11 protein-coding genes are annotated in these 12,174 nt (G+C 70.7%); 5 read left to right on the top strand and 6 right to left on the bottom strand.

Going from position 1 to position 12,174, the window contains the following annotated elements; all coding sequences use genetic code 11:
• Positions 1-189, bottom strand: a 189-nt coding sequence (locus ON33_RS22830; RefSeq protein ID WP_040861098.1) for a 2-oxoglutarate dehydrogenase E1 subunit family protein, incomplete at its 3' end; no start/stop codon positions are given.
• 130 nt (positions 190-319) lie between these two features.
• Complete coding sequence (locus ON33_RS22825; protein ID WP_040861107.1) at positions 320-4,051, bottom strand: ABC transporter ATP-binding protein; 3,732 nt, start codon at positions 4,049-4,051, stop codon at positions 320-322.
• A gap of 185 nt (positions 4,052-4,236) precedes the next feature.
• Here ON33_RS22825 and ON33_RS22820 point away from each other — a divergent pair, with 185 nt between their 5' ends.
• Entirely contained in the window at positions 4,237-4,770 is a 534-nt protein-coding gene (locus ON33_RS22820; protein ID WP_040861097.1) for a VOC family protein, read from the top strand.
• Here the strand turns inward: ON33_RS22820 and ON33_RS22815 are convergent, their stop codons facing one another.
• The 3 genes from ON33_RS22815 to ON33_RS22805 form a co-directional block, all read right to left on the bottom strand.
• Complete coding sequence (locus ON33_RS22815; RefSeq protein WP_063711061.1) at positions 4,771-5,559, bottom strand: hypothetical protein; 789 nt, start codon at positions 5,557-5,559, stop codon at positions 4,771-4,773.
• Between the two features lie 79 nt (positions 5,560-5,638).
• Complete coding sequence (locus ON33_RS44055) at positions 5,639-6,586, bottom strand: ABC transporter ATP-binding protein (RefSeq protein WP_040861095.1); 948 nt, start codon at positions 6,584-6,586, stop codon at positions 5,639-5,641.
• Entirely contained in the window at positions 6,583-7,299 is a 717-nt protein-coding gene (locus tag ON33_RS22805; protein ID WP_040861094.1) for a hypothetical protein, read from the bottom strand. The genes ON33_RS44055 and ON33_RS22805 overlap by 4 nt, the downstream gene beginning before the upstream one ends.
• A gap of 129 nt (positions 7,300-7,428) precedes the next feature.
• On the opposite strand from ON33_RS22805, the gene ON33_RS22800 reads away from it, so the two are divergent.
• Both ON33_RS22800 and ON33_RS22795 read left to right on the top strand, forming a co-directional pair.
• The gene (locus ON33_RS22800; protein WP_040861106.1) at positions 7,429-8,277 is read left to right on the top strand and encodes a helix-turn-helix domain-containing protein; all 849 of its coding nucleotides are present in this window, start codon (positions 7,429-7,431) and stop codon (positions 8,275-8,277) included.
• Positions 8,274-8,693 (top strand): VOC family protein, encoded by a 420-nt coding sequence (locus ON33_RS22795; RefSeq protein WP_040861093.1) that lies wholly within the window; start codon positions 8,274-8,276, stop codon positions 8,691-8,693. Before ON33_RS22800 ends, ON33_RS22795 begins: the two co-directional genes overlap by 4 nt.
• Before the next feature lie 5 nt (positions 8,694-8,698).
• Here the strand turns inward: ON33_RS22795 and ON33_RS22790 are convergent, their stop codons facing one another.
• A complete protein-coding gene (locus ON33_RS22790) occupies positions 8,699-9,724 on the bottom strand; it encodes a glutathione S-transferase family protein (protein ID WP_040861092.1) in 1,026 nt (341 codons plus the stop codon).
• A gap of 77 nt (positions 9,725-9,801) precedes the next feature.
• Here ON33_RS22790 and ON33_RS22785 point away from each other — a divergent pair, with 77 nt between their 5' ends.
• Both ON33_RS22785 and ON33_RS22780 read left to right on the top strand, forming a co-directional pair.
• Positions 9,802-10,596, top strand: a complete 795-nt coding sequence (locus ON33_RS22785) for an enoyl-CoA hydratase/isomerase family protein (RefSeq protein ID WP_040861091.1) — start codon at positions 9,802-9,804, stop codon at positions 10,594-10,596.
• A 331-nt stretch (positions 10,597-10,927) separates the two neighbouring features.
• A complete protein-coding gene (locus tag ON33_RS22780) occupies positions 10,928-12,166 on the top strand; it encodes a class I adenylate-forming enzyme family protein (protein ID WP_040861090.1) in 1,239 nt (412 codons plus the stop codon).
• Positions 12,167-12,174: the final 8 nt, after the last annotated feature.

Raw genomic sequence — 12,174 nt, 5'->3', positions numbered from 1 at the left:
GGGGGCCGGAGCGACGACGGCGGCGGCCGCCTGGCTGTTGTTACCAATCTCGGCAGTGTTCTCCGGCGTGTAATCCGCCAGGAACTCGTGCCAGCTCTCATCGACGGACGAGGGGTCTTGCTTGTACTTCTGGTACATCTCGTCGACAAGCCACTGGTTCTGTCCGAACTGGTCTGTTGAGCTGCTCACAGCAGGTGTTCGCCTCATTTCGTTCTTCGCGCTGCGACGTTTGTGACGTGCCCGGCACGGGTAATCGGCGGATGCGCGCCGATGCGCCCCCACTGAGGATATGCCCACCCCTGTTCGCCGTCGGGCATGGCTACCATCGAGCGGACACATTCTCTCGTGACGACTCGTCCTCGCTCGAGAATATTCCTTCCGTCGCCTGCGCCGCAGCCCACAACCGGGAGTACGGGCCACGGGCCGCGAGTAGTTCGTCGTGAGCGCCGATTTCGCTGATCCGCCCGTGCTGCACCACCGCGATCCGATCGGCCTGCGCGGCGGTCGCCAACCGGTGGGCCACGATCACCGAGGTGCGACCGCGGGTCACCGATTCGCTCGCGACCAGGACCGATGCCTCGGCGGCCGGATCCAGGACGGCGGTGGCCTCGTCGAGCAGGAGCAGATCGGGGCGGACCAGTTCGGCGCGCGCCAGCGCGATGAGCTGCCGCTGCCCGGCCGACAGCCCGCGGCCGCGCTCACCTACCGGTTGCCGCATGCCCTGCGGCAGGGCCGCGATGGCGTCCAGCGCCCCGACCGCGGCCGCGGCCGCCTCGATTTCCGCGGGACTCGCAAATGGTTTGCCAAATGCAATGTTGCTGGCGATGTCGCCGGTGAACAGGTGAGCTTCCTGAGGAACCACACCGAGCCGCGCGCGGAACTCGGCGAGCCGATAGTCGCGAATGTCCACGCCGTCCACGCGAATTGCGCCGGCGCCATCCGGATCATGGTCGCTGTCATGCATTTCCGCTATGGATAACGGTGCGGCGCCGTCGGAAAGTTCGTGATTGCCGTCACCCGCGGTCCGTGGCATGTCATAGAGCCGGGCCAGCAGCTTCACGATGGTCGACTTGCCCGCGCCCGTCTCACCGACCAGCGCCAGGCTGCCGCCCGCCGGGATGGTCAGGCTGACGCCCTCGAGCGCCGGCCGCACCGCGCCCGGGTACTGGAAACGCACATTGTCGAAGACGACCTCCCCGCGCAGCCGCCCGTCGATGGGCACCGCGTCCGCGGGATCGGGGGCGATGGAGGAGCGGGTGCGCAGCAGCTCCCCGATGCGCCGCAACCCGACTCGCGCCTGCTGGTAGCCGTCGAACAACTGCGACAGCTGCATGATCGGCCCGAACAGCAGCTGCAGGTAGAGCACGAACGCCACCAGCGTGCCCGGCGTGGTGGACCCGTGCGCGACCGCCCACGCCCCGGTGAAGACCACCGACGCCAGCGCCAGATCCGCCCACATGCCGACGAAGGCGAAGAAGGTGGCGATGGCCCGCTGCGCCCGCAACCGGCTGACCCGGAAGTTGTCGGAGTAGCTGGCGAACCGACGCGCGGACTCGGCCTCGTGCCGATTGGCCTGCACCACGCGCAGTCCCGCCACATTCTCGGCGAAGTCGGCGTTCACGGTGGCCGAATGTTCGCGTGCCGCACTGTAGGCGGAGTCGGAGACCTTGCGGAACCACCAGGTGGCGAGCAGCAGCGGCGGCAGTGTCACGAACACCACGACCGCCAGCTGCACGTCGATCACCAGCAGCGCCACCGCGATACCGGCCACCGTCAGCAGCGCGACCAGCGCGTCCGGCAGCCCGGTCTGCATGAAGGTGGACAGCGCGTCGATGTCGGTGGTCATCCGGGTCATGATGCGGCCGGACAGTTCTCGCTCGTAGAAGTCGAGCCCGAGTCGCTGCAGGTGGGCGTAGCTGCGGACCCGCAGCCCGAACAGCACCCGCTCCCCGGCCCGGTTGCTCCAGACCAGGGACATCGAGGCGACCAGCCAGCCGAGCCCGACCAGCGCGGCTCCGATCGCGGTCGCCCGCACCAGCGCCCCGCCGTCGTGCTCGCCGACGCCCGAGTCCACCGCGTACCGCACCACGGACGGGAAGCCCACGCCCACCGCCGCATTCAGCGCGAGCAGCACCATGGTGCCGGCGACCAGCCACTTCACCAGCCCGAGCGCGTGCCGCAGCTGGAATCCCGGGTCCGGTTCGCGCAGCTCGGCCGCGTCCAGGCCCGGCTGCTCGGTGGCCGGCGGCAGCTTTCCGAGCACCCGGCGGACTTCCTCCGGGGTGTCCCGGTCGATCGAGTTCCGGCCGCCGGCAAGCGTTTCCGCGGTCGAATCGGTTGCCGCGGTGAGGTCACCGGCGATGACTCCGGGGCGCGTCCCGGATTCCGGTGCGGGCAGGCGGATCACGCGATCGGCGTGCGAGAGGGTGGATTCGCGGTGCGCCAGGATGAGGGTGGTGCGGCCGGAATCGGTGGGGAGGGAAGCGAAGATGGCGGCCTCGGTGACGGCGTCCACCGCGGAGGTGGCGTCGTCGAGGATGAGGACGCGCGGGTCGGCGAGCAGGGCGCGGGCCAGCGCGATGCGCTGGCGCTGGCCGCCGGAGAGGGTCAGGCCGCGCTCGCCGACCACGGTGTCGTAGCCGTCGGGCAGGGCGTTGATGAAGTCGTCGGCCGCGGCCTGTTTCGCGGCGGCCTGGATCTCGGCCTCGGTGGATTCGGGCCGGCCGAGGGCGATATTGGCGGCGATGGTGTCCGAGAGCAGGAAGGCCTCGTCGAAGACCACCCCGACCGCGGTGCGCAACTCGGCGGCGCGCAGCTCGGCGATATCGGCGCGGGAGTCCTTGCCGTACAGGGTGATCCGGCCCGAGTCGGGGGAGTAGAAGCGGGGCAGCAGCAGACTCAGGGTGGATTTGCCGGAGCCCGCCGGGCCGATCACGGCCACCGTCTCGCCGGGGGCGATGTTCAGGGTGAAGTCGTGCAGCACGGGCCGGTCGGGCTCGAAACCGAAGGTGAGAGCATCGATTTCGATGCCGAGCGGTCCCTCGGGCACCTCTGCCGTGTGCTCCGGATCGATCCGCTCGGGCGCGCTGTCGATGACCTGGTTCACCCGTTCGGCCGCCGCGCGCGTCAGCTGCGCCATGACCACCACGTAGGACACGATCCGGGTGGAGTTGGTCATCGTCGACACGTAGGCGACGAACGCCAGGAAGGTGCCGAGCCCGATGCTGCCGTGGAAGGCGAGCAGCCCGCCCGCCGCGATCACCGCGACCAGACCGGCCTGCGGAATCGACCCCAGGGTGGGGCTGAAGCGGGCGTCGATGCGGGCCGCGCGCATGCGCTCGGCGTACAGCCCGCGGCCGTGCCGCTCGAGCACGTCCACCATGCGGGCCTCCTGCCCGAAGCCCTTCACCACCCGCACGCCGGTCACCGTCTCCTCGACGTGCTGGGCCAGGTCGGCGGCGCGCTGCTGTGCGGACCAGGTGGCCGCGTACAGTCGCGGCCGCACCCGGTAGACCACCAGCCCCAGCACCGGCACCACCAGCAGCGCGGCCAGGGCCAGCGGCGGCGAGAGCCACAGCATGATGCCCGCGGCCAGCACGAATTGCAGTGCGGCGACCGCGGACCAGGGGCCCATGGCCAGCAGACCCTGCACCAGCGTCAGGTCGCTGATCGAGCGTGAGATGACCTGCCCGGTGCGCAGCCCGTCCTGTCCTGGACCGTCGAGTCGTTGCAGCGCGGACAGCAGATCCACCCGCAGTTCGTGCTGGACGTCGAGCGCGAGCCGCCCGGCGAGCATGCGCCGCCCGAAGGAGGCGCAGAAGCGGCTCACCGCGAGCACACCCAGCGCCGCGGCCATGGCCGCGATGATCCCCGTGTCGCCGGCGGTCGCGCCGTCGAGGGCCCGCTTGGCCAGCAGCGGCCCGGTCACCTCCACCACCGCGCCGAGCACGATGGCCAGTCCCAGCCCGGTCAGCACCCACGGGTGCTGCGCGCACCGTTCCCACAGCCTGCGCAGCCAGCCGCGCACCTGGTCTACATCCTTCGAAGTCATCGCGGAGAACAACTGTCTCCCCACCCCCACTTTGTTCCCGACGTGGTGCCCGCCTGTCCAGTGTGCCGTCGCCGACGCCCACCGCGCCGGGGCGGCTGTCCGACGGGCCGGGACGGCGGCTTGTGCGGCACGCCCCGCCGTGGTCGGCTGGAAGGGTCACAGTCCTTCGAAACGGAGCCGCTCCCATGCCGATTCAGCGTCTCAACCACGCCGTCCTGTTCGTCTCCGACGTGGAGCGCTCGGTCGCCTTCTACAGCGAGGTGCTGGGTTTCCGGCGGCTGCCCGGTGGTTTCCCGGGCGGGGCGTTCCTGCAGGCGGCCGGGTCGGCCAACGACCACGACCTGGGCCTGTTCCAGTCGCCGGACCCGTCGATCCCGCATCGCACCGGCCGGGTCGGCCTCTACCACCTGGCCTGGGAGGTGGACACGCTGAGCGAACTGCAGCGGGTGCGCGACGCCCTGGTCGCCGCGGGCGCGCTCACCGGGGCCTCCGACCACGCCTCGACCAAGGCGCTCTACGCCGCCGACCCAGACGGCATCGAATTCGAGGTCTGCTGGCTGGTTCCCGACGCCGCGGTGGAGGCCGAACTGGCCGCCATGACCGCGCCGAGCCTCCCGCTGGACCTGCCGGGCCTCATCGCGAAGTACGGCGCCGATACCCCGGGCGGCCCGCGCACCGATCACGAGGTGTGGCGGCGGTTGTTCGCCGGCCGCGACTGATCAGAGGTCGCGGCGGGTCAGCATCCACCAGGCGGCCGCGCCCGCTGCGGCGCTCCACAGCACCAGCAGCGCCATCGCCGCCGGGGTCGGCGCGATGAGCGCACTCTTGGCGTAGCGGCCGCCGCTGATCGCCCCGACCGTCGAGGACACCGGCAGAATGGCAGCCAGCCCGCCGAATCCGATGGCGCGCGCGGTGATCCAGATCAGCGGCTCCAGCACCGCCCAGCCCAGCACCGCGGCCAGCGCCTGGGTGGGGGAGCGCAGCACGACGCCCATGGCCGTGCCGATCACCGCCCAGCACACCGCCGCCAGCGCCACCCCGATCAGCACGCCGAAGAAGCCGCCGTCCATGGGCACCCGGGAACCGCCGGCCAGCCGCATGGCGGCCCCGCCCAGCACCTCCATCAGCAGCACGGTGCCGAGCGAGAACGCCGCCGCCACCGCGAGTTTCGCGCCGAGCAGCAGGGTGCGGTCGGGGGTGAACAGCGAGCTCATCGCCATCGATCCGGACTGGGACTCCGCGCCCGCGCCGATCGCCCCGAAAGCGGCCGCCGCCGCGACCGTGAGCACCAGCACCCAGGTGGTCAGCAGCGCCGCCCAGCCGGATCCGGAGCTGAAGCTCTGCGCGTGCTCGTCGCCGGGCTGGAAACCGGTGCCCAGGGCCAGGAACGCGATCACGCCCGCCGCGATGACCCCGCCGCCGATCAGCCAGTTCAACCGCACCGAAGTCACCTTCCGCACTTCGGAATTCGCGGCCCGGGCCACCACCGGCGGCACAGTGAGGATCATCGAATGTCCTTTCGTGGGAACGTCACGGGCCGGGCGGCTGTGCCCGTCTCAGGCCGGAGATCGTTGTGGCGCAACGACTTCACCGATAGGACCGGTAGGCGGCCGGACCCGGGTACGCGGGCGTCGGGGGCCCACTGTGGGTGAGGGCGGCCAGCACCTGATCGGGGTGAATGTGTTCGGGAGTGATCTCGGTGAGCTGCACCCGAGCCGTCGATGCGGCCGATTCCAGTTGCGAGAGCGAGGCTTCCGCGATGGCCAGGCGGCCGTCGGACCGCATGACCGCGTCGGTGAAACCCTGCGCGGCCAGCGTGGTGGCCAGCGCGATCGGACTGGACGCCTTGACCAGCAGCCGGTCCGGGTGACTGCGGCGCAGCCGCGCCGGACTGCCCTGATAGGCGATGCGGCCGCGATCCAGCACCATGAGCTCGTCTGCGATGGGCAGCACCGTGCTCAGCGTGCGCGAAGTGAGCAGCACGGTGCCGCCGCGGCGCGCGTGCCCGCGCAGATAGTCGTTGAGCCACGCGGTCTCCGCGATATCGAGCCCGGCGGCCGGATCGTCGAGCACCAGCAGCGGCGGCGCACCCAGCAGCGCGACGGCCAGCGCCAGCCGGGTCCGCATGCCCTCCGGCAGACTGCCGATGCGCTGGTCGGCGGCGTCGGTGAGCCGCACCAGCGCCAGCAGTTCCTCCGCCCGGGCATCGGAAACGCCTGCCGCGGCGGCATAGACACGCAGCTGCGCTGACACCCGGCGGGCCGGGTGCAGGCCGCGCGGAGTCAGCATGGCGCCCACCACCTGGCGTCCCGCCCGCACCCCGGAGCCCGGACCACCCACGCTCGCGGTGCCGGAGGTGGGGGTGAGCAGCCCGAGCAGGATGCGCAGCACCGTGGACTTGCCCGCGCCGTGCGGGCCCACCAGGGCCGCCACCGTGCCGGCGGGCACCACGAAACTCACGTCCTCGACCGCGGTGACACTGTCGAAGGTCTTGGTCAGGCCCCCGGCGGCGAAGGCGAGCGGCCGCGCGTTCATGGCCGCGTGTTCCAGACCGGCGCCTCCACCGCGGGCAGCGGATCGGCGTCGATGACCAGGGGCTGCGGCCAGGTCAGTGGCGGCGCGCCGAAGGCCTTGCGGGCGTTGTCGACCACGCCGCGGCCGATCGCCCGGTTGCCGAATCCGCCGATGGCCGCACCGATTCCGGCCGGTATCACCTTGCCGACCATGAGCGCGCCGCGTTTCGCGATGAACTGGATCATGAACCGTTTGAGCAGCGAATCGTTCATGGCGCTCAGGCCCGGGATCTTGCCCGCCAGCATCCCGCCCCAGTTCGCGGCCGAATGTCCGACGCTCTTCTGCACGATCTCCATGCCGCTCTCGCCGAGCACCACGGCCAGCACCAGAGCGCGACGGCGCTCCTTGTCGTCGGGCGCGACCCCGTGCACGGCCGCCACCGCGAGAGTGAACACCGCGGACGCCTCCAGGAAGAACGCGGTCTCCGCACTCATGGCCGCCACCGAGGCCACCGTTCCGACGCCCGGCACGGCCGCGGTCGCGCCGACCGCGGTACCCGAGGTGGTCACGGCGTTGAGATAGAGCTTCTCGATGCGCGCGATGATCTGACCGGGCGTCTCACCCGGATGCGCATCCCGCAGCTTGCCCACGTATCTCGTGACAGCCGGGGCCTGTACCTGGGACCCATTGTCGAGTAGCGAGACGATCGCCTTTTCGAGCCCGGTCTTGAACATCGGCGACAACCCCTTCTCCGTGCGGTCCTCCGACCGAAACCTTATGGCACCGGGACAACGATTCGCGAGATACACAGGTTCCGGACGGGAGGTTCCCGGTGCGGGCGCGATCGGCCTAGGGTGGACGACGTGGCAGGCGTGTCCGAAGGCGCGTCGGGAGTGCCCGACCCGCGATTGCGCGCGTATGTCCTCGGATACGAGGGCTATCTGCTGCGCGGCTTCGCGCCCGGCACGCACGTGGGGATGCCCGGGTCGATGCTGACTGTGATCGTCACCATCGACGAGCCGATCGCGGTGCCGGTGTCCTCACATCCGGAGCAGGCCGGCGGCCACTGGGACATGCTGGCCAGCGGGCTCACGGTGCGGCCGGCGGTGATCGCGCACAACGGGTTCCAGCACGGGGTGCAGCTGAACCTGACACCGCTGGGCTGCCGGGCGCTGTTCGGGATGCCCGCGGCGGCGCTCGGATCGTGGATCGTGGACCTGACCGACGTGCTCGGGCCGCGCGCGACGGAGCTGCGGGAACGGCTCTCGCTCGCGCCCGCATGGCCGCAGCGCTTCGCCGTCATCGACGAGATCCTGTTGCGTCACGTGGCACCCGTGCACTGGGACGCCGAACTGACCCGCGCCTGGAGCCTGCTGACCGGTCCCGACCCGGCGGTGCGGGTGGCCGCCGTCGCCGACGAGATCGGCTGGAGCCGAAGGCATCTCGGCACCCGGTTCAGCGCCGAATTCGGCATCACACCCAAGGATGCCGCCCGGGTGGCGCGCTTCGAACGCTCGCACCGGCTGCTGCGCGAACCGATCCTGCCGCCGCTCGCCGAGGTTGCGGCCACCGCCGGGTACTACGACCAGGCGCACATGGCCCGCGAATGGCGGGAACTGGCCGGCATGCCGCCGTCGGTGTGGCGGGAACGCGAGGAGTTCCCATTCGTCCAAGACCAGCAGGCCGCCGAGGTCGGAGGCTGGAACCCATGAGCGAAACGACAACTCCCGCCAAGACCGCCACCGTCGTCTGGCCGACCCTGGTCTACCGCGACGCCCCGGCCGCCATCGCATTCCTGGAGCGGGCCTTCGGCTTCCAGATCACCGCCCGCTACGACGAGGGCGACACCGTCGCCCACGCCGAACTCACCTGGCCGGGCGGCGGCGCCATCATGCTCGGCGGCGTCCGCGAGGGCATGGCGCTGTCCTGCCAGCCGCCCGGCGTCGGCTCGGTGTACATCGCCATCGACGACGCGGACACCCTCTACGCCCGGGCACAGGCCGCGGGCGCGACCATCACCCGCGAGCTGCGCGATGAAACCGATTACGAGTCACGGGGTTTCACCTGCCGCGACCCCGAAGGCGTCTACTGGAGCTTCGGCACCTACCGGGGCGCGGCGAGCGAATAGCCCGGTCAGGCCGGGGCGTGTCCGGCGGGCACGCGCTCGGCCCCGACCGGCGGAGGCGGCGGGGTGCCGTCGCCGAAGGGCCTGCCGCCCAAGGCTTCCCGGCCGTGCGGGGTGAGCCAGTTGCCGAGCTCGGGTCCCCTGGGGACCACGCGCGTCGGGTTGATGTCCGTGTGCACGATGTAGTAGTGCTGCTTGATCTGCACGAAGTCGATGGTGTCGCCGAAGCCGGGGGTCTGGTACAGGTCGCGGGCGTAGGCCCACAGCACCGGCATCTCGGTGAGCTTCTCCCGATTGCACTTGAAATGGCCGTGATAGACCGGGTCGAACCGGGCCAGCGTGGTGAACAGCCGCACGTCGGCCTCGGTGATGGTGTCGCCCACCAGATACCGCTGCGTCGACAGCCGCTCCGACAGCCAGTCGAGCGCGGTGAAGAGCCGGTCGTAGGCGGCGTCGTAGGCGTCCTGCCCGCCCGCGAACCCGCACCGGTACACGCCATTGTTGACCTCGGTGTAGACCCGGCGGTTCACCGAATCGATCTCCGCGCGAAGGTCTTCCGGATACAGGCGCGGCGCGCCCGGGCGGTGGTACTCGGCCCACTCGGTAGAGAAGTCGAGGGTCATCTGCGCGTAGTCGTTGGTGACGACCGCGCCGGTGCGCTCGTCCACGATGGCGGGCACCGTGATGCCGCGCGGATAGTCGGGGAAGCGCTCGAAGTAGGCGTCCTGCAGGAAGTGGATGCCCAGCACCGGATCGACCCCACCGGGATCCAGATCGAAGGTCCAGCTGCGCTTGTCGTGGGTGGGCCCGCACAGCCCCAGCGAGAGCACCGGTTCCAGCCCGAGCAGCCGCCGCACGATGAGCGTGCGATTGGCCCAGGGACACGCCCGTGCGGCCACCAGCCGGTACCGGCCGGGTTCGACGGGAAACCCGTCGCGCCCGTCCGCGGTGATCCGCGTCTCGATGTAGTTCGTGTCCCGCTTGAATTCGCCGGGTTCGACGTAGGTCCCCGGCTCGGATTTCGAGGTGGTCACTCGCTCAGGCTAGTTGTCTCGGCGAAATTTCCCGTCCGGTCTGTCGGAAAAGTAAGCGTCCGCATACATTCAGGGTCATGACTGACTCGAAGCCCACCCGCCTGGAGCGCATCGTCACCGACGGCGGCGCGGACGCGGCGATCCTCACCATCGACAATCCGCCGCTGAACCTCTTCGACAAGGCCCTGATGGACACGCTGGCCGCGGATCTCGAGGAGCTGTCGGCGAATCCGCCCCGCGCGCTGCTGATCCGCGCCGACGGCAAGCTGGTCTCCGGCGGCGTCGACGTGCACGTCTTCGAGGGATTGTCGGAGCAGGAGGGCGCGCATCTCTGGGAGACCCTGTTCGCGCGCATCATCCACCCGCTCGAGGCGCTGCCCTGCCCGGTCATCTTCGCCGCCCACTCGCTCACCCTGACCGCGGCCTTCGAGATGTCACTGGCCTGCGACATCATCCTGGCCGCGCCCAAGGCCAAGTTCGGCCTGGTGGAGACCGTGGTCGGGCTGACCCCGTCGATGGGCGGCCCGCAGCGGCTGGCCGAGCGCGCCGGCTCCGGCCGCGCCCGCGAGTTCGTCATGACCGGTGACACCTACTCCGCCGCGACCATGGCCGAGTGGGGCGTGGTCAATGCCGTGCATGAGGATGTCGACGGCGCGGCCCGGGCGCTGCTGGCCCGGCTCGCCGAGGGCCCGACCCGCGCGCACGCCGCCACCAAGGCGATCATCGAGGCCTGGCGCTCGGGCGGTGTGGCGCACGCGGATTCGGTGACTCCGGAGGTGTCCGGGCAACTTTTCGGCACTGCGGATCTGAAGGGCGCGGTGCGCAGCTTCCTCGAGGTCGGCCCCGGAAAGGCCACGTACACAGGCAAGTAGGCGCACTGCCCGAACCGAGGCCGATCGACTACTGCACGTCCGGGCGTGTCTTACTCCGCCCGGGCGTGTCAAGCCTGCTATCTGCGCTGGTGTGATATTGGTGGCAAGACGAGACCGCCCGGTGGGGATTCCCGGTGCGACTGTTCCGAACACGCCGAAAAATCGATATTTTCGCAGGCTCGGTCGGGGGAAGACGGGGTTGACCGGGCGGCGATCTGTTTCCGTGGTGTCAAAGCCTGACATCCGTTTGCCGACAATCCGCCCGCCGATGTGATCTGCATCATATAGTCACTCTTGCTTGGAGGGCTTCGAGGTACTCGGAGGGACGACGATGTCGCAGTTACTCGTGGAATACCCAGAGATGCGAAACGGCTGGTGCGACGACCCGCTTGCCCGCGCCGCCGACGGCATCCTGCGGTACGGCAACCTCACGCCCGCGCTCACCGAACTCCTCGACATCCAGGTCCACGCCTTCGCCGCCCGCGAGGCCGTGGTCGAGATCGGCGGCCCCCGGCTCACCTACCGCGAACTCTGGTACTCGGCCTCCCGCATCGCCGGCGGCCTGCAGGAACACGGCATCGGCTACGGCGACCGGGTGGCGGTCCGCATGCCGGTCGGCGTCCGCTGGGTGCAGGCGTTCCTGGGCGCGCTGCTCTCCGGCGCGGTGCCGGTCCTGGTCCACGACGGGCTGCCGGACGCGGTGGCGGACCGCGTGATTCACGACGCCTGCGCCGACTTCGTGCTCGACGGCGGCGGCAGCGCGGCGGGCTTCGGCGACGCGTTGCCCGACGGCGCGGCCTTCATCGACGACGGCGCGTCCCTCGGTGAGCTGGCGCTGCTCAGCTACACCAGCCCGGGCGCCGAGGCGGCCCCGCGCGGGGTCGAGCTGACCAACGAGAACCTGCTCTCCGCGGTCCGTTCCGTGGTCGGCGCGCTGGATCTGCCCACCGACGGCCTGCGCAATCTGGTGCTGCTGCCGCTCGCGCACGCCAGCGGTTGCGTCGACCAGCTCCTGCCCACCTTCGCGGTCGGCGGCACCGTGGTGCTCACCCCCGACCGGTCCGCGGTGCCGGAGGCCCTGGTCGCCGAACGCATCGACATGGTCGCCGCGACCCCGCGCATCTTCTCGGGCCTGCTGCCCGGCCTGGCCGGACTGCGGGTGGAGCGGGTGCGGCAGGTCTGCAGTGCCGGGCACCGCGCCGAACTGGCCGCGGCCGACCCGGCCACCTCCGAATCCGTCGGCGACAGCCTGCGCCAGGTCTTCCCGAAGGCCCGGCAGTGGTCGGTGTGGGGGGCTACTGAGACCTCCGGCATCGGCCTGGCCCGTGACGACACCGCCCGGGGTCAGGACGCGCTCGGCTTCGCCTTCGGCGGAACCGAACTGGCGCTGTGGGGTCCGCGCGCGGGCAACGGTCACGGCGAGCTGCTGTGCCGGGGGCCGAATGTCAGCCCCCGCTACTGGAACGACCCGCAGACCACCGAGTCCCGCTTCACCGGCTCGTGGTTCCACACCGGAAATCAGGTCAGCATCGACCGGAACGGTCTGGTCCGGCGTTCGGCAGCGGTCTGATTTCCGCC

The sequence above is a fragment of the Nocardia niigatensis NBRC 100131 genome (genome assembly GCF_000308655.1).
Taxonomy (GTDB): Bacteria; Actinomycetota; Actinomycetes; order Mycobacteriales; family Mycobacteriaceae; genus Nocardia; species Nocardia niigatensis.
Note: the sequence above shows the minus strand (reverse complement) of the source record. Positions and strands in the feature narration are given on the sequence as shown.

Coding starts and splice junctions, on each gene's coding strand:
- ON33_RS22825 (WP_040861107.1), bottom strand. CDS start 4,051: ATGACTTCGAAGGATGTAGACCAGGTGCGCGGCTGGCTGCGCAGGCTG.
- ON33_RS22820 (WP_040861097.1), top strand. CDS start 4,237: ATGCCGATTCAGCGTCTCAACCACGCCGTCCTGTTCGTCTCCGACGTG.
- ON33_RS22815 (WP_063711061.1), bottom strand. CDS start 5,559: ATGATCCTCACTGTGCCGCCGGTGGTGGCCCGGGCCGCGAATTCCGAA.
- ON33_RS44055 (WP_040861095.1), bottom strand. CDS start 6,586: ATGAACGCGCGGCCGCTCGCCTTCGCCGCCGGGGGCCTGACCAAGACC.
- ON33_RS22805 (WP_040861094.1), bottom strand. CDS start 7,299: ATGTTCAAGACCGGGCTCGAAAAGGCGATCGTCTCGCTACTCGACAAT.
- ON33_RS22795 (WP_040861093.1), top strand. CDS start 8,274: ATGAGCGAAACGACAACTCCCGCCAAGACCGCCACCGTCGTCTGGCCG.
- ON33_RS22785 (WP_040861091.1), top strand. CDS start 9,802: ATGACTGACTCGAAGCCCACCCGCCTGGAGCGCATCGTCACCGACGGC.
- ON33_RS22780 (WP_040861090.1), top strand. CDS start 10,928: ATGTCGCAGTTACTCGTGGAATACCCAGAGATGCGAAACGGCTGGTGC.